The sequence below is a fragment of the Alteromonas sp. ABV4_150 genome (genome assembly GCF_056311745.1).
On record NZ_CM149971.1, the window covers coordinates 2386697 to 2408858 of the forward strand.

Consider the following 22162-nt stretch of genomic DNA (forward strand, 5'->3'; position numbering starts at 1 on the left):
TAACACGCTTATAGTGCACGTCACTGCTGATATTGACGTTCGTCAACGCAGTGACTCTACGCCGCAATTGCGGCTAGCACTAACGCTAATGGCGCATGTTCTTGTGCTGCGCACTAACCCCATTTTGCACGTTCACGTCAATGTATTTCATACATACGGGTTCACTGCATTCGCTTCGCTCTGTGCAAGAGTTTGATTCATAGCGCTGTCGCACCATTTATCAAATTTTTTCTGAGGAAAAAACAAAACAGGGGTTAGTTCGCAGCTGCGAACATGCGCCTGCTTCGTAATCAAATGTGCTTCGCAATTGTCTTTCTACGCGAACTGTTACGTTGTTTCATAACGAGCTTTTTACAGACGAATTTGCAATTCGCAGTGATGCTTACGCTTCGCTTTCAGAACGCCAGTTTGAGCTAAAAGCATAATTTACGTTTTTTTGTGTACAACGTTTGTTAGACAATACGTTCGCTCAAACGAAGTGTGTATTCCGTAAAAGTAAGACGTCGCTTTTGCTCCAAGTCGTTTGAATTTCTAGTTGTCGCGACAACGCTTTTTGCGCTGTGAGAGCCAAATAAGGTGAAAAAATAAAAGAGAAGGAAAGAGGATTTAAGAAGTTAAGCTGCAATATCATTGTTGCTGAACGTTGCAGTCAATGAAATTGAAAATATTATATTTTTCATTAACTTTCAATAGGACGATTAATATTTGAAAGCGAGGAAAAAGTGATGTCGTTACTGAGCCTAAAATTGTTTGGACACTGTGCTGACGACGGTGAGGAGGCTATTGCCTCTGATTTTACCGATGAAAACGAGATGGAAATATGCGGGGTAAATGAAGCCACCGGATTGCCTTTGATCTCAAGCGGCATCAAGAGTTGCCCGGGTATTATTGACGTCGAAGGAAATCCAAGGGGAACCGATTTGTCAGACTTCTGTGATTTGAGTTCTTCATCTGATGACTGTTCTATCGATAGTAGTTTGAGTTGCGGCATGGATATCCACTTTGATACTGATTGGATATGCGACGGTTCATCATTGGATAGTGGTATTGATGAGTTTGGCTGTAGCGACTTGTCTGGAATTGATAGCGATTGGTAGATGAGTGCATTTCAGACTGGTTTATTAGTGTTGTTATTTATCGTGGCTTTGGCTATCTGGCTACTACCCGCTATCGAACGGTTGATAGAGAAATATATTAAGACTGACAGGTAGTCAGCGCTCCTTATGTCCTCAAAATTTTGCCCGCAAAGTGCGGGCATTTTTTTATTTTAGCGCTAGGTAGCTTAGCTTGAGGGTTACCAGATATAGCTTCAAAATGATTGACCCAATGTAACCATTATTGCTCTATTTCGCTGTTAATGATTTCGTATTGAGTCTCTATACAATTGACTAAGTCCACATAAAGCACACAGACCTCATTCTTCTTGTGAATATTTACTCTTAAGTATCGCATCGGATCATGACTGAAAAGAGTAGGATCTTGAGGTTTGTAGAACCGCTCATCATCTATGGTTCCCATTAGTTTATATCTACCTTCGCCTACGTAATGGGTATTGAAAGGATTATTGACCTTTAATACTTTGGGGATAACTAGGTACTCTTTTGAGTCCATAGGTGGGAAATTGCTAGGGAATGAAACACAACCGTTCAAAAATATACAAAAGAATAAAACTCTAATTTTTGAGAAAAAATACATCAGTAATTGGCATCCTTCGAAAATAGCGCCTACGATATGCAAGCTACTAGCGCGTTATTCTAACTTTATGCCGGAGAGTTAGAAATCAAAGAGTTAGTCATAATGAATTAAACATCAAGGAAGACGAAAGTATGGAAGAAAATATCTTAGAGCTTGGCAAAGAAATATGTGAAGCGTTCATTTGCGGCGATTGGAGATACATACCAGTATCAAACTTAAGGCATTATGAGCGCAGCAAAGACGTTATTCGCCGCTGCCATATATGCCATAGCAACATAGTGTTGATGAAAGAGGGTAAAGACCCTGCACATTTTGAACACCGCCCAGGAAACCCCGACTGTCTTCTTTCTTACGACAAACTTGATCCTGAAAAGGATAGGGCGTCCGTCACTATCACATCCTTGAGCGATGAACAGGTGGAGGAAAGCTTTAAATTTGAGGAATTAATACCCTTTACCTTCAGAGCCAGCAGTGCCTTAGGCACTTTAGCTGATATTGAAGATATTGAACGAACGCAAGTTAACCGAACGCTTCGAAAGCAATTAATAGATGCGAGATGTGGGCAAGGAGAATTCCGAAAGTCTTTAATATCGTATTGGAAAGCATGTGCAGTAAGTGGCGCAGACAAACTTGAGCTATTAATTGCATCTCATATAAAGCCTTGGTCGGTTTGTGACAACAAAGAGAGGCTGGACGTATATAACGGACTCCTGTTATCACCCAATATCGATAGGGCTTTTGATCAAGGTCTAATAAGCTTCAATGACGATGGGTCTATATTGATTTCAATAAAATTTGAATCAGCGCAAGCCTTTGGGATATTTGAAGAGCAGTCAGTTAAAGTTGAAGAAAAACATAGGCCTTATCTGCGATTTCATCGGGAAAATGTGTTTAGGAAATAGTAATTTTCTGAGGTAAGAAAGTGTTTCAGAGGTTACGCTTCATAGATTGAAATGTACTAGCTCATATCCTATCTGCCACTTTCTCCTCACGCCAAATCTACCTAGCAATATGATCTTTACAAGATATTTTTACAGGAATTACAGGGGGGAGCAAATAGAGAATATATCAAATTGTAAACCGAGAGGTTTGAGCCTGTTACAGGCAACTGGAGCAATTAAGAGCGACGAATTAGAAAAATGTCGCGTAAACCTAAAAACGTAGAATAGCTATTCAGTTGGGTGATCGATTTGATTGAAAAAAGAGCTAAAAAGATAGGCAAGATGTTGTTGATATTTTGTTTGCTCTTGCAACACTTTAATACTCGCATATGGTAATAATGAATTAACTAGCAGCCTCATACAAATAGACTTACCTGTTGAATACGTTTACAAAAATGTTCGATAATAGACTGCCAATAATAATTAGAAATAAGGACGCTCGCGTGACTTACTCACTAGAAGTATTAATATCATTTACTAAAAAAATTGAAACACTACTGAACGACAAATTTGCAGCGGAAGGCACGGGGTTAATTACCAAAGCTGATTCAGTCAAAGATCATCTACCTCCATCATTGTTGCGTAATATCAGAACAATCGGTCACGCACGTAATACTTTAGCACATGTAGATGGTGGCACGATTAAAGAATTAGATTATCAAAGTCTTTTTGAAAACATAATGGAAGAACTAAATAGTATTGAAGTGGATGTCAACTTCGGTGAAGTGAAGTTAGAACTGAAACGTTATAACGAAATCCCAAGTGATGGGCTTTCTATTGGTGATTTAATAACAGAAGGGTTTCAGACAACTCTAGGGGCGTTATTTTTTGCATTTCTTATATGGCTCTTCTTTTCAGATGGCCCCTTTATTTACTTCGGCCTTGTTGGTTTTGCAATAGGAGTATTCATGTCTGTTAGTGTATCGAGAATAACTATCGAGGAAAAAAAGAATATTTTTGCTCAGTATGAAAGCGGTGTACTTGAGGCTGACGAAACTTGGACATTTTATGGCAATCGATTTGAATACAAGGAAAAAAACTCTGATACTCCTCAATCATTTAAATACTCGACAGTGGTAAAGTGCGAATTGCCAGTTGATTCGCGCGTTCTCAAGGTTGTAACAAGGGATTTCGGCGTAACAGAAAACCATTACATCGATCTTTATGAAACCTCAGGTGATGACTACAAAAACGTCGCAAAAGTAATATTTGGTATTATAAACAAGTTGACGCTTGATGTTCCTCAGGGTAATCAGGTTCAAGCAGCTTAGATGAACACCAGATGCAATATTAATATTGCAATTGAATACGTGTAACAGTAAGCGCGTGATGTTACCTGACTCTAATATAAGATGATTTACATGAGCAATATGCAAAAAGGTCATATCATAAGCTATGTGGCCCCAAAAAAATTTGGCTTTATTAAAGGCATCGATGGTGAAGATTATTTTTTCCACCTAAGTTTCCTTGAAGACAAATGTCATGAACGTTATATCGCAAAGGGCGCGACGGTAACGTTTGACCCGACTCCATCGCCTAAAGGATTGACTGCGAAATCGCTTTGCATTCAGCCCGTAATTCGAGGAAAACAATTAACACCTTTTAAGACCTACAGGTCATTACCTAATAAATTATCGGTCGAACATACTATTGATGTGATTACGGCGTTTTCGAGAAACCCTAACGATAAGCGAGATGATTTGGAGTGCATGGCGTACGAGGTCGGCGCTAACGCTATAGTCAACGTTCAACACGAAAAGCGCACTTTTTCTCAAGGTAACTACCGCTTTTCAAAACATGCATTTTCAGCTACTTTGGCCGTCGTAACTGAAGAGGTGACATTCAGCTGCGAAGCCGAAAAAGATGCTGCACAAAATAAGCTAGATAGCGCTTTAGACGCTATATCAAGGAGCGGTGAGCAAGTAATAGCAAAGGAGCTTGGTTCACGTCAGAGCCAGTTAACCTTTGAATTTGGGAAAAGTATGGGTGGGTTACTTCTGTTCTTATTCATTATCTACTACCTCTACAGCCATACATAACATGTAATAGCTCATATCTGGTCTAACAGTATCGATGAAAAGATCTGAACTTCATATGACTGGAAGCTATGTGCCAGAAGCTGCTGTTCAAACATTTGCAATTAAACGGCATAAGAGTACCCATTTCTGACCTTTTCGACTGAGTTTTCTATTTTCAACTATTACCAAATCATCGTCCGTTATTACTGTTTAGGAAGTAGTCTCTTTCTAACGATGTACGAATACCGACTATCTTAAATTTCCTAGGAGGTAAGGCTTTGCTTCCCCAAATTAGGTTAGCTTAATAGAAAATCATATTACATAAAAATTTAAAATATCAGATTTTTCTGATATTTTTAAAAAGAAAAACGTAGAAGGGTACTACTGAGGCTGCTACCGAATAAACTGTAAGATTTATCAGGAGATATTCAAAGTTATGGAAAAAGAACGTATTGATCGATTCCTAGAGAAGTTCAGAGAAAGTGAAACCATATTTGATGATCTTGGTAAAGAATTAGCTGAAATGTCTTCCAGTTATGAATCCCAGTTAGATACCCTCCAGAAAAAACTAATAGAAGCTGAAAGAAAAACGAAAGAGGCAAGTGTTAGAGAGGTTGAGGCCACAGAAAAGTTCTCGGAAATTGAGCATAGACTAGAGCAGCTAAAAAAGTTTCAAGAAGAAGATTATAGGCCATTGGTAAAAGAGTTATTTGAAAAGCCAAAGGGAGAACTACAACATGAACTGAAAGCTTCTACTAAGAAATCAGTTCTAATCTCGATATCCGCTGCAGTCTTATCAATATTTGCGGGTGTTGTTGTCTCTATTTACTTAAATAGCGAAGGTGCCGCAATAGTGAACAAAACACAGTCTGAAGTTATAAAGAACATAGGTAAGTTAGCCAAGACTGTAGAGGACTTGACTGTTCTGCTCGATAGTCAAGCTGAAAGCCAGCAACGGAAACTCATAGAGCAATTTTCTATCATAGAAAATTATACCTCAAGCTCAATTGAAGAAATTCAAAAGTCCACTCAACTTATTGAAGCGATAGCCAGCAAGACCGAAATAATAAGTGAGTCATTTCAGAGTCTATCGAATGATGAAAAAGTAGAGAAAATAGTTACTTCCCTAGCTTCATTTAGCAAGGAGCATGGTATCGACGGTAAAAACCAAATGAGACTTTTTTATAAAATGGAAGCATTGAATTATGTTCCATTTGAACACGATATCTTTTTGAAGGCTCTCAGAAGGTTTCCAAGAGAAATCTATTCACCTAGTCACTCGGATTTAAAAGTCTGGGATCAACAAATGCTTAGTATAAATAAAGCAATGGAAAGAAGCATTTCTAACTACAGGTCAAAAAAAATACCTAATAGCTTACGGAGATTTGGAAAGTATAAGCTAAATGATGCGACTCAATATGGTGGGTGGCTTTATAATACGGATGATAAATCTTTACTATTATCAGTTATAAAAAGTAACATTATTTCTATTTCAAAACACATTGAAGTAAACAGAAAGTTTAACAATAAAACCAAAAAGTAAAAGCTAGTACAGCTAAGGACTTCCTTTGACTTAAATGAACAGACTTAAACGTTACCAACTAACTTTTCTGGCAAAAATTTGCAGTATAACACTCAAACCCTGAACGTCTGCAAATTGTCTGAAGCGGTCTCGCGAGTCAAAAATATCCAATGTCCGCTAAACGCCTTGAGTTCAATTGGTGAGTGCAACGCTATCCTTATTAAAGGAGGAATGTTGCCATGAAACAAAGAAAACGTATCTATTACTCGCCAGAACAGAAAGCACTTATTTGGGACAGATATAAGCGAGGGGATTCGCTGCATGATATCGCTAGAATGTTTGATCGCTTTCACTCCTCTATTATGCCAACTATTTATCAAACTGGTGGGTATCGGCCACCAGAACGAAAAAGACATCCACAGTCTCTCTCGCTTGATGAAAGAGAAGAAATATCACGATGCTTAGTCGATAAACAATCCATTCGAGAAATTGCCAGACGTTTGTCCAGAGCGCCATCTACAATTAGCCGTGAAGTAAAAAGAAATGGTGGATTGAAGCACTACCGTGCCGTAAAAGCTGAACAACGAGCATGGGATGAGGCATTGAGACCTAAGCCATGTAAGTTAGTTGGATCCCCAGAGTTATGTAAACTAATAGCTGTTAAGCTTAAAAGGGCATGGTCACCACAACAAATTGCAGGTTGGTTAAAGCGACAATACCCCGATAATCAGGAAATGTACGTGTCTCACGAAACCATCTATAAAACACTCTTCATTCAGACGCGAGGCGCTCTAAAGAAAGAACTGCAAAAGTGTTTGCGTTCAAAAAGAGTGGTTCGCAAGTCGCGTCAATCTTCACTGAAAAGGTTAGGTCTAGGAAAAATTCCTGACGCCGTTTCTATAAGTGAGCGACCTGCATCAGTTGAAGATAGAGCGATACCTGGTCACTGGGAAGGCGACCTTATATGTGGCTCTAACAACAGTTACATAGCGACACTAGTAGAGAGGCACTCTCGATTCGTAATGCTGGCAAAAGTGGATGATAGTAAAACGTCGACCGTGATTGCTGCTCTTTTTAAGCACGCTCAAAAGCTACCTAAGGAACTATATAAATCTCTAACTTGGGACAGAGGGAGAGAAATTAAAGATCATAAACAATTCACTCTAGCCACTGACATAAAAGTCTATCTTTGTGATCCTTACTCACCGTGGCAACGTGGTTCCAATGAAAACACCAATCGATTACTACGGCAGTATTTTCCAAAAAGTACCGACTTATCAGTACACAGCCAACAAAAACTTAGCAGTGTAGCGAGACAACTTAACGAAAGACCAAGAAAAACGTTAGACTATGAAACACCAGCACAGAAATTTAACCGATGTGTTGCGCCCATTGATTGAACTCAAGGCTCATAGCGGCCTGTCAGGTTTTGCTTCACTCAATCACTAAAAGTGTAAGGTTAGATTGTAACCAATCCAATTGAAGTAAATAAGTTAGCTTCTCCCAAATAATTATCTCAACCATTCACTTCAAAATTCTTATCTTTTTCTCACTAGAAACTTTGCTTCGATGCACGGAAAGACCTCAAACACCTGCTTAATAAAGCATTGGCGAGCTTAATTTACCTGTGTTTCATTCTTAATAGCTAGTTCTGTACCTTTTTTAGTCTTTCCATGATAGCAAATAATTTTTTTTGACAATATATCAGATAATGCGAATATACCCCCCCTTAAAAAAACAACTAACGAATAAGGGATTAGACACATGAAAATCAAACTACACCTCACAGTAGGACTGGCAGCAGCAATTGCACTGTCGGGTTGCACAAGCACAGAAACAGACCCATTGGTAATTACGCAGAATAATGCGCTAGCTAATGCAACACCTGCTGAGATTATTGAAAAGACACCAGAGGGCAAACAGGAACTACAGTCTGTTCGCTATATTGCACGTCATCTTATGGACTACGATGACAGAAAAGAATACCGTCAGGAGCTTTTACAACAAGCCAGCGAGTGGGAATTTGAAGCACCAGCATTTGGGTTAGTGGGCGCATCACTCATAACAGACAACCCATTTAGCGCACAAGGTCAATATGCGGCAGCAGGGTTCGATGCTGCATTTCGTGTAGTCAATTTTATCTTTGATGGGGCTTATGACAATATCGGTCAAATTTGGTTGCCCAAAGAGGTAAACGGCCAGAAGATTGAGAATGAAAATCAAGCTCGCGAAGTAGCCGTTGAAATTACAGCCGACGCAATCGAACAGACCTTTGATGAAATGGGCTATACCTTTGAACATCTTGGCAATCTAACACATGAAAACTTCAAAAATCCGTTTCTTATTTTCGAAGGCAAGCTAAAAGATGAGAGCAAGTTTGTAGAAGGCAAAACACCGATGTATATTCAAGCTGTAGTCATTTCAGAGGGCTTCAAGAAGATCGACAGCGAAGATACCATCGAGAGCTTAGCATTAGGCTTTAAGCCTAGTTTCATGTCAGAACCAAATGCTCACAGAGTTACCATCGCAGCAGGCCGATTGACTTTTGAAAACGGTGAATTTGTGACGGTAGAGCTTGATAATGGGGTAGTCTTTTATCAAGGCAAGGGTGAGTGGAACACGATCATGTCCAGACAGTTTTATCGAGGCGTATCAAGGCAGATCCCTTGGGTACAAGGCAGAAACGAGTATAAAACCAAATTTGTAACGTTCAAAGGCGAAACATACGGCTTTTCTTCAAACTACAGAACACTGTTCATTGATAAGCGAATCGAGGGCTAGCATTTTGTATTAAGGGCATCCCCATATGGATGCCCTTCTGTTTTAAACGCTACAAGTATCTAATACATCGTAAAAATGCAGTGTTTAAGAAATTCATAACGTTGCGAACTACCAATTGTTTCAGTTGCATTTAAGGCTTGTTGTTACTCAAAGCCATCAATAGACCAACGGTGAAACAATGGTTTGTTCAATAGGCCTTCGACCAAGTTACTTCCATCTAGAAATATTCACCGCTCGGGCAGCGTTGTAAATTTTTACGATCATATCGATATCTTTATGGCCTGTGAAAACAGCGATTTCTAACACGCTATACCCCTTCTCAACCATTCGTGATACGCCCTCACGCCGCAGGTCTCTGAGTTGAAGCCCAGTTATACCTGCATGTGCTTTGATTCTGGGGAACAGTGTCGTCAAATACTTCGTAGTTATGTTGAAAACTAAACCAGCCTTGTCACCTTCACCTTTCAGTGTCTTTAAGATTCTATAGGCACGTTTTGTAAGAGGCACTACTCTTGGCGCTTCCTTCGTTCCACTGCTGCCTGGACGAACATTTTTTCCGACTGCAATGGTAAAGCAGTGCCTGTTAAAATCGATATCCTCCCAGAGTAATGATAGAAGTTCAGATGCGCGTAGCGTCGTTTCGATATATAGAAGAATAAGGTAATCATATCTAACGCCACTTTTGTTTCGGCTGGAAAATTCCTTCGCAGAACTAAGAAGTCTTCTAAACTCGTTCCGGTCTTTAATTCTTCTGTTGCGAGACTTCGAGTCGGAAATTAACCCATTTTTCTTTAGCGTTGCATAACTGCTCTCAAACTGTGCTTCTAGTTGTTCGCTATCAGTAGCTTTTGAAAACTTATTCATTTCTCGTAACTCTCTTAACGCCCGTTTCAACGAACTAATTTCGATACGAGTAGTTGACGAACTGCATGTGACATTTCGCTCTTTACAGTATTGTTCTAGAGCCTCGTAGCCGACGAAGCAGAGCGGATAATTGGCGAGTTGATATCTACAAATCGTACGCAGTGCATCTTGTGTTGTACTTGAAGCGGGCAACGGCATTGAGTTTGTATAGCTCAAATAGGCATTGATAACGTCTTTAACTGACGATTTTGCGTCTAACTTAGGCTGGTGGTTTCTAAAAACGACTCGCTTTAGCTGAGTTTCTGAAAGCTCATTCACTTGGCCTTTAGCTTGCTGGTATTGTCTCTCCATTAACACCAACATATTTTCTGCCCAAGCCTCTGCTTCCGCCCTGCTTGCGAAAGTTTTTGACTTGGACTTTACCGTCGCATCTTTAGCGCGATTTTCGATTATTGCCTGAATATGGCCATTAGTTTTAACGCGGAATTTCTTGTGCATATAACGTGATCTCATTGATTAAAAAAAAAGAGATCACGTATTTTATACACCAAAAATAAAAAATCTCGCGGTAACACACTAGTGAGAATAAATAGTTGTAAAATAATTACCGGAGGTTTGTTTTTTGAACAAGCTGTTTATTAAGTGAGCACTCTTAATTTTTCAAAGCGCCTTTGAATGTGCTCTGGTGTAATCGAAACATACACATTCCAGAGAATGTTCAGATCTTTATGACCCGTTATCCGTGATGTTTCTTCTACTGACATTCCAGCTTCAATTAAACGACTAGCTCCCTCTCGCCTAAGGTCATGATATCGTAAGTCTACTATTCCAAGTCGTTTACGAGCGCGTCGAAAACCAGCCGTCACGCTTCTAGGGTTATATGGAAATATACGCTCTTCGAACTTAGGTTGTCTAAGGATGATAGAAAGGCTTTTCCCTAAAAGCGGTAATATCGAATTGTTGTTTTGTGAACCGCTAGGACTTTTCCGGTTTCTTACTAAAATATGGCGTTGCTCTACATTCAAGTCTTTCCATTTAAGCTCACAAAGTTCACCAATACGACAACACGTTAGTAAAGACATCATGAACATATCTGTGTATGGGATCTCGTTACAGTGGTGATAAGACATTTTTTGAAACTCTCTGAGAAGCGCTGAATATTCATCAGCGCTGACTCGTCGGTCACGTTTATTTGACTTATCAATTAGTTTTAAATCGTGAAGAGCGGGGTATGCGTTTATCACGGCACTGTCATCAGCGGCTACGTGAAACATTGACTTTGCAACTCGCAGTACCTTTCTTAAACAGCTCACATCTATAGATATTGTTTGTGAAGCAGTCTTTTTTCTGCGCTCAAGACAAAAATCAACGATGTCATTTGAATTCAATCTACTAGCAATTACCTTTGCGATAGGATAGCGGCATAGTTGGTTTAGACTATATCGCGCCGTTCGTCCTAAAGGCTTATCTGAGCCATCTTTGGCTTTAATATAATTTTGAATTAACTCTCCTAAAGATATATCGATGTAGGAATACGGCTCGTCTTTTGTATTATTTTCCACCTTATGAGCGGTTTCTTTCGCCCATTTGTTAGCCGCTGATTTAGTATTGAATGTTTTACTTTTAGAAAACGTAATAATGCCACTTTGCTTCTGTCTAACCCTTGCTGTAAAGGAAACTCCATTTTTTCTCGTTCCCTTAGTTATGCTAATATTAGCCATCTTATTTGACCCATTGTAGAGGGTGCGCCAAAGCGGAAAATTATTCCACCATTTGGGCACCGCGTTCCCTTAATGGGGACTAAAAACCGTGAAAAGTCCAATGCTTTTGGCATTGGTGATTATTTGAGGACTGCTGTAAGTGCCTGATATTAAAGTTTTAAATGAGAATTGTGTTAGACCTGCTATCGACAGGCGCTTCTCTGTCGCCCCAATGCTGGATTGGACAGACCGCCACTGTCGCTACTTTTTACGATTAATGTCTAAGCACACGCTGCTTTATACTGAAATGGTCACTACAGGCGCGATCATTTACGGGAAAGGTGATTATCTTGGTTACAACCAAGAAGAACATCCAGTGGCAGTTCAACTAGGCGGCAGTGATCCCGCAGACATGGCTAAGTGTGCTGAGTTATCACAAGCGCGCGGCTACGATGAAGTCAATATAAACGTAGGCTGTCCAAGTGATAGAGTAAAAAACGGCAGCTTCGGAGCCTGTTTGATGGCGCAACCTGAAGTGGTAGCTAGCTGTGTCAAGGCTATGCAGGCTGCTGTAGATATCCCCGTAACGGTAAAATGCCGTATCGGTATTGACGACATGGACGAAGATGAAGACTTTGCTCGTTTCATCGATATAGTGGCAGACGCTGGGTGTGACACCTTTATCGTTCATGCAAGAAAAGCCTGGTTACAAGGTCTAAGCCCAAAAGAAAACCGTGAAATTCCGCCTTTGAATTACCCTAGGGTCCACAGACTAAAACAGGCGCGCCCTGAATTATCAATTAGCATTAACGGTGGTATAAAAACGCTCGCTGAAACCCAGCAACAGCTAGAGAGCGTTGACGGTGTTATGGTAGGGCGTGAGGTTTATGCAAACCCCTATATCATGTCTACCGTTGATAAAGACATATTTGGCGATGCTAATGCACAGAGTCTGTCACGTCGTGAAATAGTACTTCAAATGCAGGAGTACATTGAGCGCCAAGAGGATCCGTATTTTAAGCCATGGCATGCAGCTCGCCACATTCTAGGCCTTTATCAAGGGCAAGCGGGGGGGCGAATTTGGCGAAGATACTTAAGCCAAAATGGTACAGGTAAAAATCCAGATCCTAATCTACTTCTCAATGCTTTAGATGCCGTAGAGAGCGCACAAAAAGAAGTTGCTGAATACAATAGTCAAAAAGACTAAAAACTTAGTACTTTTGACCAAAGTTTAATATTTGTGCAATTTTCACCAAGGCTCGCATTTTTGCGGGCCTTTCTTTAAGTTCTTAAAAATCAGACGCTTAAGTTGTACTCAAGGAGTTGGCATACCTCTCGCAATCCTCTAAGTATCGCGACGACAACGTGTTGTTGCACTGACTAAATCTAGAGGGATAACATGAAAACTTCACTAATCGCAGCAACTTTACTGACAGCAAGCATGACAAGCGGTGTAGCAAATGCAGAAGAGTCAGTGCTTCAAACATTTTTGACGCATGTAGTTTCAAATGCAGTAACTACAACTACACAAGAGATAAAGTCTGATGTATACCAAGCAGTGGCTAACGCCACCTACCACTTTGAATTGAGCCCGCAAGAGGTACGTGGAAGCGGTAAAGTTAGTGTTACCGACTTAGCCGCCACGGAAGCGGACAACCAAGATACAGATAAAGACGCTGATTAATGTTCAATCAGCATTGATAAAAGCGCCTACGGGCGCTTTTTTTGTGTCTATTCAACAGTGAAATAAGTTTATTAGGGAAAGACATAAATGCCATGAAATCGGAAGTGGTCAATTTAACAATAGGGTTGGTTAAATACACTAATTTATCGCAACTTAACTTATGCTTAAAAAGCAGCTTTAAGCTACATGCTTAAAAAATTCTATATATATCAATAGTATAAATAAATGGCATAGTCATTGTAATACTAATAGTGTTGAGGAGAACTCAGTCAGCGGCAGCTAGCAATGTGTACAAGAGATTAAATGCTGGAAGCCACAACACTATTTTTAACGGAGAAAGAATCATGGGTATGTTTTCACGCATTAACGATATTGTTCAAGCAAACATCAACGCGATGTTGGATAAAGCTGAAGATCCTGAAAAAATCATTCGTTTGATTATTCAAGAAATGGAAGAAACCCTGGTTGAGGTTCGCACCGACGCGGCGCGCTTTATTGCTCAGCAAAAAACACTAGCGCGTCATATGGAAGCAGCAAACAAACAAGTTGATAGTTGGCAGCATAAAGCGCAGATTGCAATGAACAACGACAAAGAGTCCTTGGCGAAAGCGGCGCTTATAGAGAAGCAGAAGTATGTCTCGAAACTTGACTCTCTTAAAGAGCAAGAAGCGCAACTTGCAGAAAGTATCGAAAAAATTCAAGGCGATACTGCAAGGTTGAACAGTAAATTAGCAGAAGCCAAAGCTAAGCAAAAAACCTTAGTTCAGCGCAAAAATTCAGCGCAAACACGCTTGAAGGTGAAGCAGGCTGACCACGAAGGAAAAATTGACGATGCAATGATGCGTTTTGAAAGCTACGAACAGCGTATTGACCATCTTGAAGCGCAAGTGGATGCATATGACTTAACGAAGTCTAATGAAGCAACGTCATTACAAGCTGAGTTCGACGCAATGGAAGCAGACGAAGCGATTGAAAAGGAACTGGCAGAACTTAAGAAGAAAAAGGTCGCTTAAGCGACCTTGGCTACCGCCAGCCTATATTGTAGATATCGAAAGAAACATTTTTGGAGAAGATGATGAAAGTACCATCACAGAAGCGAATTTATAGAGACCTTGATTCTGGCATTATTTCAGGTGTGTGTGCAGGTGTTGCACGTTATTTTGATATCGATGCAGTATGGGTAAGAGCGGCAGCGATAGTGGGTTTATTTATCGCCACCCCCATCACGCTAGTAGCTTACGTGGCTGCCGTTATCCTACTACCGAGATTAGTGTAATGAAAAACTTTTTAATTGCGTTAGTCATCGCCATTATTTTGGTGAATTGTTTGGGAAGCCTTGTAGATAGCTGGCTCGGCATGCACCTTGTTATGTCTGACGAGTTGCTAAGTCCTTGGGAAAACGTGGCAGTGCTTTCGTTAATTGGTGTTGCCCTTGCCATAGTGGGCTTTGTTGTTGCTATAAGCGTTATGGGTACGATTCTTTTAGCTTTAGGTGCAGGCTTTTTGGCTTTGCTGGTGTTGGGTGTCAGTGCTTTCTGGCCAATTATACTAATCGGTATCGCGCTATATGCTCTGAAAAATCGTAAATCTGCTGCTTATAGGCGACAAAATGACGTAAACATGCGCCACACTTTATAATTAACATAAATAAATTTAAATTGTGTTAACGTAGTAAAAGGTGGTGTTATACCGGTAACCGTCATAAAGGTTTCGCATTTTTCACGTAATATTAGTTGTTTCAAATAGCTGACCACCGTCGGCTATTTGTTATTTAAAAGGAAGGTTGGTGTTTATATGAGACAATCTATTAACTCAAAACAGATAGCGATTGTCGCTGTGGTGATTTTTTTACTGTTCTGGTTAATCGGGTGGTATTGGAGTTTATCTCCAGACACGTATGATGTTAGAAAACGTTTGGAACAGAACTCACCCGTTGAAAACCCTACCAACATAGCGGGTTACACATTGACCACTACTATGATTGATGTGTCAGAAACTTTGCTAGATAAGCCTGGTGGTTACCTTTCAAATGATGTCATTCCTCCTGGTGTCTTTTTAGATAACATGCCTGCGTGGGAGTTTGGTGCACTAGAGATGGTGCGAGATCTCGCGCTTTCTATGCGCAAAGATTTCAGCCGCTCTCAATCTCAATCCATTGAAAACCCATACCTGACAAAAGCCCACCCTAAATTCAATATGGATCATAAAAGCTGGGCATTACCTTCGTCTGAATCAAGCTATGCTGAAGGTATCGAGCTTCTTAAAAAATATCGAGACGAGTTGGCAAACACACGTAATTCAGACAGTCAGTTCTATACCCGAGCAGATAACCTGCGAGAATGGTTGAAGCAGGTTGAAAAACGGTTGGGTAGCTATTCACAAAGATTAAGCGCCAGCGTAGGATCTGCGAGAGTTAATACAGATTTAGCTGGTGACGCTAACGCAAAGCAATCTACGCCTAGCAGCAACCAACGAGTTGTACAGACAAGCTGGTGGAAGTTAGATGATAATTTTTATGAAGCGCGCGGTGCAACATGGGCTTTACTACACTTTCTTAAAGCCGTAGAAATTGAATTTAACGATGTGCTTGAAGATAAGAATGCCCTAGTGAGTCTTCAGCAAATCATTCGCGAACTGGAAGCAACACAACAGTCTGTTTACAGTCCGATGATTTTAAACGGCAGTGGCTTTGGTATGTTAGCTAATCACTCTTTAGTTATGGCTAACTATATTTCTCGCGCAAACGCTGCTTTAATTGAAATATCAGAACTTCTTAATCAAGGATAATTAATGAAAAAAGGTCTTATAGCTGCCGCATTGGGATGCGCATTATTTTCAGTTTCATCTCAAGCAGACACTATCGCAGGCGTTTACGTTGGAGCTCAAGTTTGGCAAACCGACACTCAGGGCGGTTTTGCAGATAGTAACAACACTGCTGATTTCAACTTTGATGATGAAACCAATACGGCGTTATATATTGCCTTTGAACACCCGGTGCCTTTCTTACCGAATGTGAAGATAAATCACACTACGTTAGATAATTCTGGGACTACAGCGCTTCAATCTGAATTCACTTTTGATGATGAGTTGTTCCGAAGTGATGCTGTTGTAAACACTGATATAGAGCTTGATGCAACAGATTTCATATTGTATTACGAGTTGTTTGATAACGACTTGGTCAGCTTTGATCTTGGCGTAAATGCAAAATATATTGATGGTGCTTTAAGTGTTGTTGAGACAGACAGTAACACTAGCGGCTCGGCTGAATTTTCGGGCATAGTGCCTATGGCGTATTCAAAAGTGCAGCTAGGGCTGCCGTTCACAGGGCTATCTGCATATTTTGAAGGTAGTTATTTATCATTTGATGATCATGAACTAAGTGATTATCAAGCTGCAATCCAATACTCATTCATAGAAAGTTTAGCAGTCGATATGACTCTTCAAGTTGGTTACAGAAACGTAACGGTTGATATTGAAGACCTTGATGATGTTTACGCTGACATGGAATTTGACGGCGTATTTGCAGGCTTAGAACTTCATTTTTAAGTACTAACTATATGTTTTTAAAGGCGTGGCTGCTTATGCAGTTCACGCCTTTTTTATTTCCCGGGGGGAATGTTCACGTACGTTATTACCTATTCACACAGTCATTAGCACTTTCAGTAATAAAAAAGTTTCATTTATTCTTTTCTCTTCTTGTAGAAAGCCGTTAGCCTTAGCGCCATTGATAAAAGGCTAAAAGACTATGTCACAAGATTCTAATTCGAACTCAGCGCCAGGCGCGGTATTAAACGAACAGCAGTGGAATGCGATTACGCAAGCCATTGCAGGCTTAAATCGTGATCAACTTACTTGGGTAAGTGGCTATGCTGCAGGCATGGCGGCTGCTCAAGGTGGTTCGGTTGCCCCAGCGTTACAAAGTGCCCCTGCGGTAGCCGGTGATGCACCAACGCTAACTATTTTGTATGGCTCACAAACGGGTAATGCGAAGGGTGTTGCTGCGCAGTGTCAAGCCAAAGCAGAGGAAGCAGGCTTTAACAGTAAGCTTGTTAGCATGGCTGACTACAAGCCTCGCAACTTAAAAGCAGAAACTCACGTGGCGGTATTTGTAAGTACCCACGGTGAAGGCGATGCACCCGATGATGCCATCGAACTGCACGAATTCTTAGCAGGTAAAAAAGCACCTAAGCTGACAAGCACTAAATACGCCGTGTTGGGTCTAGGTGATAGCAGTTATGAGTTTTTCTGCCAAACAGGTAAAGACTTTGATGAGCGCTTAGGTAAGTTAGGTGGTAAGCCTATTGTTGAGCGCCTTGATTGTGATGTTGATTATGAAGCTGAAGCCGAGGCTTGGCTCAATAAGCTGATTGAATCTTTAAAAGATGACTTTAGCGCAGCACCACAGGCTGCGGTAGCGGCGCAAACTGGCGCAGCAGTGCAGGGTGTAGCAGCACAGACTTACACTAAAAAAGCGCCATTTAAAGCAACGTTAATTGATGCCCAGAAGATTACGGGTCGCGATTCAGTTAAAGATATCCGTCACATTGAAATAAGTCTTGAAGATAGTGGAATTACCTACAAACCAGGTGACGCGCTAGGCGTTTGGTTCAAGAACGCTGCTTCGTTAGTATCAGAGCTTATTAGTATTTTGTCGTTAGATGGCAATGCTGAAGTATCTGTAGGTGATGCGACAATGTCGTTAACTGATGCATTAACGTCCAAGCTTGAATTAACCTTAAGCTACCCTAATTTCATTAAGTCTTATCAAGAAGCGACCGGCTCTGAATCGTTAGCGACCTTGATGGAAGATAAAGCGCAGCTGCGTACTTACATGGCTGAGCGTCAAATCATTGATATTGTGCGCGACCACCCAGGAAAGCTGTCTGAACAGCAGCTTGTTGATGCATTGCGCCCATTAACACCACGCTTGTACTCAATAGCATCGAGCCAAGCTGACGTGGAAGATGAAGTGCACTTAACGGTAGCTCACGTTGACTATGAAGCGTTTGGCCACCGTCATCAAGGTGGTGCGTCTGGCTTCTTGTGCGAATATTTAGAAGAAAATGGTGAGGTAGAAGTTTTCGTTGAAAACAACGATAACTTCCGTTTGCCAGAAGACCCGAATACACCCGTCATCATGGTTGGCCCAGGTACGGGTATTGCGCCGTTTAGATCGTTCATGCAAGAGCGTGATGTGCAAGGCGCTGAGGGCAAAAATTGGTTGTTCTTCGGCAACCCTAATTTTACGCAAGATTTCCTATACCAGGTAGAGTGGCAAGGTTACGTTAAAGAAGGTCTGCTAGATAAAATTACGCTTGCATTCTCTCGTGACCAAGAAGAAAAAGTATATGTTCAGCACCGCTTATTAGAAAACGGTAAAGAAGTGTACGAATGGCTAGAGCAGGGCGCACACTTTTACGTGTGTGGTGATGCAATGCACATGGCGAAAGATGTAGAAAATGCCCTTATTAGTATCGTGCAAGAGCACGGCGGAAAATCTGAAGCCGATGCTAAAGCCTATATTGTAGAGTTACGAAAAGCGAAACGTTATCAGAAGGATGTCTATTAATGAGTAACGAAAAATCACCATTTATCGTTGAGGGCAAACTGGCTGACAACGAGCGCTTAAAGCGTGAAAGTAATAATTTGCGCGGCACCATCACTACGGATCTCAAAGATGATCTTACAGGTGGCTTCACGGCTGATAACTTCCAGCTTATCCGCTTCCACGGTATGTACCAGCAAGATGACCGTGATATCCGCGCTGAGCGTGCAAAGCAAAAACTTGAGCCGCTTCACAATGTGATGCTGCGCGCGCGTTTACCGGGTGGCGTAATCACGCCTGATCAATGGTTAGCTATCGATAAGTTTGCCGCTGACCACACTATGTATGGCAGTATTCGTTTGACCACGCGTCAAACATTTCAGTTTCACGGTGTGTTAAAGCCTAAGATTAAGTCTATGCACCAAATGCTGAACAAGGCTGGCATTGACTCTATTGCAACGGCAGGTGATGTAAACCGAAACGTACTGTGTACGTCAAATCCGGTTGAATCTGAGCTTCACCTTCAGGCGTTTGAATGGGCTAAAAAGATAAGTGAACACTTACTTCCTAAAACTCGCGCCTATGCTGAAATTTGGTTGGATGGTGAAAAAGTCGAGACAACTGAAAAGCCTGTTGAGCCTATTTTGGGTGATAACTATCTGCCGCGTAAGTTTAAAACTACCGTGGTTATTCCTCCGCAAAACGACGTTGATGTTCACGCAAACGACCTTAACTTTGTTGCGATTGCAGAAAATGGTCAGCTAGTTGGCTTTAACGTGCTTGTTGGTGGTGGTCTTGCAATGACTCACGGCGATAAGAGCACGTACCCGCGCAAAGCCTCTGACTTCGGATTTATACCGCTGGAAAACACGCTAGACGTTGCCGCTGCGGTGGTAACCACACAGCGTGATTGGGGTAACCGTGTTAATCGTAAAAATGCAAAAACCAAATACACCCTAGAGCGTGTTGGTGTAGACAACTTCAAAGCTGAAGTTGAAAAGCGCGCGGGCGTGACTTTCCAAGATAGCCGCCCTTACGAATTTACAGACCGAGGTGACCGCTTTGGTTGGGTTGAAGGTATTGACGGCAAATACCACCTGACTGTGTTCATCGAAAATGGTCGTATTTTGGATTACCCAGGTAAAACGCTAAAAACAGGTTGTGCAGAAATTGCCAAAATCCATAAAGGGGATTTCCGCTTAACCGCAAACCAGAACCTAATCATTGCTGGTGTTCCACCCCAAGACAAAGACAAAGTAGAAGCCTTAGCTCGTGAGCATGGTCTTATTGCGCCAAGTGTTTCTAATCAGCGTCTAGATTCTATGGCTTGTGTTGCATTGCCAACTTGTCCACTGGCTATGGCAGAAGCTGAGCGTTACCTGCCAGATGCTGTTACCGAGCTAGAAGGCTTGCTTGCCAAACACGGGTTAGAAGAAGACAGTGTTATCTTCCGCGTAACAGGCTGCCCTAATGGCTGTGGTCGCGCAATGTTGTCAGAAGTTGGCTTGGTTGGTAAGGGCCCAGGCAAGTACAACTTGCACTTAGGCGGCAATCGAGAAGGTACACGCATACCACGTATGTATCGTGAAAATATTAGCGAACAAGAAATCATGGCGGAGTTAGATACGCTACTTGGTCAATGGGCTAAAGAGCGTGAGAGTGGCGAGGCCTTTGGTGATTATGTTGTTCGCGCTGGTGTTGTAAAACCAGTAGTAGACTCCGCACGGGATTTCTATGACGAATAATACAGCAGAAAAGCAGCAACCACTTACGCTTGATATCAGCAAAGAAGCCCTTGCTGATATCAACGATATGTTGGAAAAAATGACAGCGCAAGAGCGAGTAGCTTGGGCGCTGGACAACTTGCCCGATACTCATATTGTGTCTTCGAGTTTCGGAGCGCAGTCGGCAGTTATGCTGCACATGCTTACTCAAGCACAACCGGATATCCCCGTTGTGCTTACCGATACCGGCTATCTGTTTCCAGAAACCTATAAGTTTATTGATGAATTGGTCGAGAAGCTTAATTTAAACCTACACGTTTATAGTGCAAAAATGTCATCTGCGTGGCAAGAAGCGCGCTTTGGTAGGATGTGGGAACAAGGCATCGAAGGCATTGAAAAATACAACAAGATGAACAAAGTTGAACCAATGCAGCGTGCGTTGGGTGAACTGAATGCGGGTACCTGGTTCGCAGGTTTGCGCAGAAGTCAATCTGATGCCCGTGGCAAGCTGCCTGTTCTACAAAAAGTAGGGCAGCAGTTCAAGCTGTATCCGATTATCGATTGGAGTAACAAAGACCTTCACTATTACCTTAAAGACAATGACTTATCTTACCACCCGCTTTGGGAGCAAGGTTATGTGTCAATTGGTGATTGGCATACAACGCAGTCGCTGCAAGAGGGGATGAGTGAACAAGATACTCGTTTCTTCGGGTTAAAACGTGAATGCGGATTACACGAGTTTGGTGACGGTATTTAACTTATGTTAAATACCTCTCCTAATACTTTTCTTAATTCTTGTAGATACGTTTCGTTAGCAGATTTTGTAACCAGTTTGTAAAGCTCACTTCCAACGGGAGTGAATTTATAATATACCAACGCAACTCCCGACGTTTTGCACGTCAGCGTAATATTTTCGTTAACACATCGCCACGTGAATTGTTGTCCCTCTATATATTCTCCACTCTCGATTTCGCTTGCATAAATTAACTTCATTTCCTGAAGCGACAGCAAATCGGGATAACTAAGACCAACAGAGGCTAGATTGAGTTGCTCTGGAGTTGGCTTTTTAAGAAACGAGAATAGGCCTTTGCGTTTATGATAGCCCACTAATATGCGCGGAACGGCATCATTGCTCCTTCGACTTGCTACATTCACGGCCTTATTAAATACTTTTGCATCTCTATGGGTGAGTGTTTTTAGCAATTGTAGAGTACGAAGTGAAAAGCTCCCGGGACGGGCGACTTCAACGGCAAAAATTTTGCCCCACAATTCTTGCATTGGTTGGCTGTAAATCTCCTCGGCCATGGTGCTGAAAGCAAAAAACCAATCTGCATCAAGATTGTCACTAGTTTGTTCGTTGATTGAAACATTTAGTGCTATATTTAGTACAGTTTGAAGATTGTTCGCTTTTTGAGTTTCTAGAATTTGTTTCCTTCGTTCCAGCGCATGCTTTTGCTTTTTGGGATCAGGAGACAGCATGGATGGGCTAATCCCTACTCTAGCAAACCACGACAGCATGCGCTGACGGCTGGCATCGTTTTTGACCGAGCTTTCTACCTTCTCAGCAGCAGACTGGTCAATGGTCGCTTTAGTGCGAGCGCTAGCCGCTTCGGTGTTCTGAGCTTTTTTTATCTCAGTGTGCAAGTGCTGAGGAGTAATCTTCATATTGGTTTAATTAAATGAATGTA

The 22162-nt window shown here is 41.5% G+C and carries 20 protein-coding genes; 17 read left to right on the forward strand and 3 right to left on the reverse strand.

All coding sequences use genetic code 11. The features are described 5' to 3' along the window. Window positions 1–725: 725 nt before the first annotated feature. From ACYX4M_RS10445 to ACYX4M_RS10475, 7 genes are all read left to right on the forward strand, one after another. Window positions 726–1097, forward strand: a complete 372-nt coding sequence (locus tag ACYX4M_RS10445) for a hypothetical protein (RefSeq protein WP_476080052.1) — start codon at window positions 726–728, stop codon at window positions 1095–1097. Window positions 1098–1826: 729 nt separating this feature from the next. Beyond that, on the forward strand, window positions 1827–2597 hold the full coding sequence (locus tag ACYX4M_RS10450; protein ID WP_476080053.1) for an HNH endonuclease: 771 nt from the start codon (window positions 1827–1829) through the stop codon (window positions 2595–2597). Window positions 2598–3079: 482 nt separating this feature from the next. Next, complete coding sequence (locus tag ACYX4M_RS10455) at window positions 3080–3907, forward strand: hypothetical protein (RefSeq protein WP_476080054.1); 828 nt, start codon at window positions 3080–3082, stop codon at window positions 3905–3907. A 90-nt stretch (window positions 3908–3997) separates the two neighbouring features. Continuing rightward, window positions 3998–4675, forward strand: a complete 678-nt coding sequence (locus ACYX4M_RS10460; RefSeq protein WP_476080055.1) for a cold-shock protein — start codon at window positions 3998–4000, stop codon at window positions 4673–4675. Window positions 4676–5090: 415 nt separating this feature from the next. After that, a complete protein-coding gene (locus ACYX4M_RS10465) occupies window positions 5091–6197 on the forward strand; it encodes a hypothetical protein (protein WP_476080056.1) in 1107 nt (368 codons plus the stop codon). A gap of 218 nt (window positions 6198–6415) precedes the next feature. Then, on the forward strand, window positions 6416–7576 hold the full coding sequence (locus tag ACYX4M_RS10470; protein ID WP_476080057.1) for an IS30 family transposase: 1161 nt from the start codon (window positions 6416–6418) through the stop codon (window positions 7574–7576). A gap of 364 nt (window positions 7577–7940) precedes the next feature. Then, a complete protein-coding gene (locus ACYX4M_RS10475) occupies window positions 7941–8957 on the forward strand; it encodes a hypothetical protein (RefSeq protein ID WP_476080058.1) in 1017 nt (338 codons plus the stop codon). 207 nt (window positions 8958–9164) lie between these two features. Here the strand turns inward: ACYX4M_RS10475 and ACYX4M_RS10480 are convergent, their stop codons facing one another. Together ACYX4M_RS10480 and ACYX4M_RS10485 are read right to left on the reverse strand one after the other, a co-directional pair. Next, the gene (locus ACYX4M_RS10480; protein WP_476080059.1) at window positions 9165–10319 is read right to left on the reverse strand and encodes a site-specific integrase; all 1155 of its coding nucleotides are present in this window, start codon (window positions 10317–10319) and stop codon (window positions 9165–9167) included. Between the two features lie 140 nt (window positions 10320–10459). Continuing rightward, window positions 10460–11602, reverse strand: coding sequence for a tyrosine-type recombinase/integrase (locus tag ACYX4M_RS10485; RefSeq protein WP_476080060.1), 1143 nt, complete (start codon window positions 11600–11602; stop codon window positions 10460–10462). A gap of 79 nt (window positions 11603–11681) precedes the next feature. On the opposite strand from ACYX4M_RS10485, the gene dusA reads away from it, so the two are divergent. The 10 genes from dusA to ACYX4M_RS10535 all read left to right on the forward strand — a co-directional run bounded on the left by dusA (window position 11682) and on the right by ACYX4M_RS10535 (window position 21231). After that, entirely contained in the window at window positions 11682–12728 is a 1047-nt protein-coding gene (dusA, locus tag ACYX4M_RS10490; protein WP_476080061.1) for a tRNA dihydrouridine(20/20a) synthase DusA, read from the forward strand. A 192-nt stretch (window positions 12729–12920) separates the two neighbouring features. Further along, window positions 12921–13205: a hypothetical protein gene (locus ACYX4M_RS10495; protein ID WP_476080062.1), complete on the forward strand. Its 285-nt coding sequence runs from the start codon at window positions 12921–12923 to the stop codon at window positions 13203–13205. Between the two features lie 344 nt (window positions 13206–13549). Next, on the forward strand, window positions 13550–14218 hold the full coding sequence (pspA, locus tag ACYX4M_RS10500) for a phage shock protein PspA (RefSeq protein WP_476080063.1): 669 nt from the start codon (window positions 13550–13552) through the stop codon (window positions 14216–14218). A 62-nt stretch (window positions 14219–14280) separates the two neighbouring features. Then, window positions 14281–14481 carry a PspC domain-containing protein gene (locus ACYX4M_RS10505; protein ID WP_476080064.1) on the forward strand — a complete coding sequence of 67 codons (201 nt, stop codon included), beginning with the start codon at window positions 14281–14283 and terminating at the stop codon, window positions 14479–14481. Further along, window positions 14481–14843 (forward strand): hypothetical protein, encoded by a 363-nt coding sequence (locus ACYX4M_RS10510; protein WP_474874468.1) that lies wholly within the window; start codon window positions 14481–14483, stop codon window positions 14841–14843. The genes ACYX4M_RS10505 and ACYX4M_RS10510 overlap by 1 nt, the downstream gene beginning before the upstream one ends. Before the next feature lie 156 nt (window positions 14844–14999). Next, entirely contained in the window at window positions 15000–15992 is a 993-nt protein-coding gene (locus tag ACYX4M_RS10515) for a DUF2333 family protein (RefSeq protein WP_474874469.1), read from the forward strand. A gap of 3 nt (window positions 15993–15995) precedes the next feature. Beyond that, a complete protein-coding gene (locus ACYX4M_RS10520; protein ID WP_476080065.1) occupies window positions 15996–16751 on the forward strand; it encodes a TIGR04219 family outer membrane beta-barrel protein in 756 nt (251 codons plus the stop codon). Between the two features lie 199 nt (window positions 16752–16950). After that, window positions 16951–18774, forward strand: coding sequence for an assimilatory sulfite reductase (NADPH) flavoprotein subunit (locus ACYX4M_RS10525; RefSeq protein ID WP_476080066.1), 1824 nt, complete (start codon window positions 16951–16953; stop codon window positions 18772–18774). Continuing rightward, a complete protein-coding gene (gene cysI, locus ACYX4M_RS10530) occupies window positions 18774–20495 on the forward strand; it encodes an assimilatory sulfite reductase (NADPH) hemoprotein subunit (RefSeq protein ID WP_118492179.1) in 1722 nt (573 codons plus the stop codon). The genes ACYX4M_RS10525 and cysI overlap by 1 nt, the downstream gene beginning before the upstream one ends. Then, window positions 20485–21231, forward strand: a complete 747-nt coding sequence (locus tag ACYX4M_RS10535; protein ID WP_476080067.1) for a phosphoadenylyl-sulfate reductase — start codon at window positions 20485–20487, stop codon at window positions 21229–21231. The genes cysI and ACYX4M_RS10535 overlap by 11 nt, the downstream gene beginning before the upstream one ends. Here the strand turns inward: ACYX4M_RS10535 and ACYX4M_RS10540 are convergent. Continuing rightward, window positions 21228–22139: a TIGR03899 family protein gene (locus tag ACYX4M_RS10540; protein ID WP_476080068.1), complete on the reverse strand. Its 912-nt coding sequence runs from the start codon at window positions 22137–22139 to the stop codon at window positions 21228–21230. The genes ACYX4M_RS10535 and ACYX4M_RS10540 overlap by 4 nt on opposite strands. Window positions 22140–22162: the final 23 nt, after the last annotated feature.

Coding starts and splice junctions, on each gene's coding strand:
- ACYX4M_RS10445 (WP_476080052.1), top strand. CDS start 726: ATGTCGTTACTGAGCCTAAAATTGTTTGGACACTGTGCTGACGACGGT.
- ACYX4M_RS10450 (WP_476080053.1), top strand. CDS start 1,827: ATGGAAGAAAATATCTTAGAGCTTGGCAAAGAAATATGTGAAGCGTTC.
- ACYX4M_RS10460 (WP_476080055.1), top strand. CDS start 3,998: ATGAGCAATATGCAAAAAGGTCATATCATAAGCTATGTGGCCCCAAAA.
- ACYX4M_RS10465 (WP_476080056.1), top strand. CDS start 5,091: ATGGAAAAAGAACGTATTGATCGATTCCTAGAGAAGTTCAGAGAAAGT.
- ACYX4M_RS10470 (WP_476080057.1), top strand. CDS start 6,416: ATGAAACAAAGAAAACGTATCTATTACTCGCCAGAACAGAAAGCACTT.
- ACYX4M_RS10475 (WP_476080058.1), top strand. CDS start 7,941: ATGAAAATCAAACTACACCTCACAGTAGGACTGGCAGCAGCAATTGCA.
- ACYX4M_RS10480 (WP_476080059.1), bottom strand. CDS start 10,319: ATGCACAAGAAATTCCGCGTTAAAACTAATGGCCATATTCAGGCAATA.
- ACYX4M_RS10495 (WP_476080062.1), top strand. CDS start 12,921: ATGAAAACTTCACTAATCGCAGCAACTTTACTGACAGCAAGCATGACA.
- pspA (WP_476080063.1), top strand. CDS start 13,550: ATGGGTATGTTTTCACGCATTAACGATATTGTTCAAGCAAACATCAAC.
- ACYX4M_RS10505 (WP_476080064.1), top strand. CDS start 14,281: ATGAAAGTACCATCACAGAAGCGAATTTATAGAGACCTTGATTCTGGC.
- ACYX4M_RS10510 (WP_474874468.1), top strand. CDS start 14,481: ATGAAAAACTTTTTAATTGCGTTAGTCATCGCCATTATTTTGGTGAAT.
- ACYX4M_RS10515 (WP_474874469.1), top strand. CDS start 15,000: ATGAGACAATCTATTAACTCAAAACAGATAGCGATTGTCGCTGTGGTG.
- ACYX4M_RS10520 (WP_476080065.1), top strand. CDS start 15,996: ATGAAAAAAGGTCTTATAGCTGCCGCATTGGGATGCGCATTATTTTCA.
- ACYX4M_RS10525 (WP_476080066.1), top strand. CDS start 16,951: ATGTCACAAGATTCTAATTCGAACTCAGCGCCAGGCGCGGTATTAAAC.
- cysI (WP_118492179.1), top strand. CDS start 18,774: ATGAGTAACGAAAAATCACCATTTATCGTTGAGGGCAAACTGGCTGAC.
- ACYX4M_RS10535 (WP_476080067.1), top strand. CDS start 20,485: ATGACGAATAATACAGCAGAAAAGCAGCAACCACTTACGCTTGATATC.
- ACYX4M_RS10540 (WP_476080068.1), bottom strand. CDS start 22,139: ATGAAGATTACTCCTCAGCACTTGCACACTGAGATAAAAAAAGCTCAG.